This window comes from Paenibacillus maysiensis (assembly GCF_000520815.1).
In the GTDB taxonomy this organism is placed as follows: Bacteria; Bacillota; Bacilli; order Paenibacillales; family Paenibacillaceae; genus Paenibacillus; species Paenibacillus maysiensis.
This window is the reverse complement of sequence record NZ_ASRY01000259.1, coordinates 1-1,448: the sequence shown is the minus strand read 5'-3', so window position 1 is coordinate 1,448 and position 1,448 is coordinate 1. Positions and strand designations below refer to the sequence as shown.

The following is a 1,448-nucleotide window of genomic DNA, read 5'->3' as shown; positions in this document are numbered from 1 at the left end:
GCTGCAAAAGCTGGCCGAGCATCATGACGCCTTGCGGATGGTGTTCCGCAAGACGGAACAAGGGTTTAGCGCGCGGAACCGCGCGATTCAGGAAGGCGGGCTGTTCACGCTGGACGTGTTCGACTTCAAGGATGTGGAGAATACCGCGCAGGCTGTGGAAGCGAAGGCAACGGACATTCAAGCGGGCATCGATCTGGAGAACGGGCCCCTCGTGAATGCGGGACTGTTCCGGTGCGCGGACGGCGATCATTTGCTGCTCGCGGTTCATCATGCCGTGGTGGACGGCGTGTCTTGGCGCATTTTGATGGAGGATTTCGCCCTGGGTTACGAGCAGGCCGGCAAAAGCGAGGAAATTCGTTTCCCGGCGAAAACGGATGCGTGCCGCACTTGGTCCGAGCAGCTGGCCGCTTACGCGCAAAGCCCGGAGATGGCGAAGGAACGGGCCTATTGGCAGGCCGTGGAACAAATTGCGGTTCCGGCCATGCCGAAGGATCTGGAGGCGGACGTTACGACGCAGCAGGACAGCGAATCGCTGTTCGTCCGTTTGACTCCCGAAGAAACGGAGCTGCTGCTGAAGCGGGTTCACCGAGCCTACAACACCGAAATGAACGATATTTTGGTAACGGCGCTCGGCATAGCCGTTCGCAAGTGGACGGGACACGAACGGGTGCGGATCAATCTCGAAGGACACGGACGCGAATCGATCGGAACGGATATCGACATCACGCGCACAGTCGGCTGGTTTACGACCAAGTTTCCGGTCGTCCTGGAGTCGGAAACCGACCGGGATTTGGCCTATCAGATTAAACAGGTCAAGGAAAGCTTGCGCCGCATTCCGAACAAGGGGCTTGGGTACGGCGTATGCCGCTATCTCTCCAAATCGGAGGATGGCTTTGTTTGGGGCGCAGAGCCGGAAATTAATTTTAACTACCTCGGCCAGTTCGACGATGATGTCAACCAGGACGAGATCGGCATATCTTCTTATTCCAGCGGCAGCCCGGCCAGCGACCGGCAGGCCCGCAGCTTTGTGCTGGATATCAACGGCATGGTGCTGGACGGCGCTTTATCGCTCGATCTCAGCTACAGCCGGAAGCAGTATCGCAAGGAAACGATGGAAGCCTTCGCTCAGCGGCTTGAGCAAAGTCTCCGAGAGCTCATTACCCACTGCGCAGGCAAAGAAAACACCGAATTGACGCCGAGCGACGTGCAATTTAAAGGCTTGACCATCGCGGAATTGGAGCAAATCGCCCAGCGCTCGGGCCATCTCGGGGAAATTGAAAATATTTACTCGCTTACGCCGATGCAGAAGGGCATGTGGTTCCACAGCGCGCTTGACCGGCAAACGGCCGCTTACTTCGAGCAGACGCGGTTTACGATGCGGGGAGCGCTCGACGTCCAGCTTTTCGAGAGGAGCTGGATGGAGCTTGCGAAACGTCATCTGGTGCTGC

Annotated in this window: 1 protein-coding gene; it reads left to right on the top strand. The window is 57.9% G+C overall.

The window, feature by feature from the left end:
* Positions 1-1,448: condensation domain-containing protein (locus L696_RS28780; protein WP_245233392.1), on the top strand; the 1,448-nt coding region annotated here is incomplete at both ends.